The organism is Aquabacterium parvum (genome assembly GCF_001447195.1).
GTDB lineage: Bacteria > Pseudomonadota > Gammaproteobacteria > Burkholderiales > Burkholderiaceae_C > Aquabacterium > Aquabacterium parvum.
The window spans coordinates 1-273 of record NZ_LFRI01000416.1; the positions used below are offsets into that span (position 1 = coordinate 1).

At 66.7% G+C, this 273-nt stretch carries 1 protein-coding gene; it reads left to right on the plus strand.

The window, feature by feature from the left end; all coding sequences use genetic code 11:
- Positions 1-224 (plus strand): hypothetical protein (locus tag ABG80_RS22930; protein ID WP_160322582.1); only part of this gene is annotated, 224 nt, incomplete at its 5' end.
- Positions 225-273: the final 49 nt, after the last annotated feature.

Consider the following 273-nt stretch of genomic DNA (forward strand, 5'->3'; position numbering starts at 1 on the left):
CCCTGGGTGGTGGCGTCAACAAGAAGACCGGCGAGGTGATCCCCACCCGCCCGGTTCTCCAGATCGAGGGCCTCGATAACCGTGGCCTCGTTCAACTCTTCACCCTCACAGTTCCGGACACCAAGCCTTTCGAGGGACGAGTGGGTGAGCAGGTGTCCGTGCCGGTGCGTGCGTGGGCTCCTGGCGCGTCGGTGAGCCTCGCCTATGAGGGGGGCAAGGTGTGAGGATGGATGCACGTATGAGGCCGCTGGCGGCGGCCCTGCGGGATGGGCG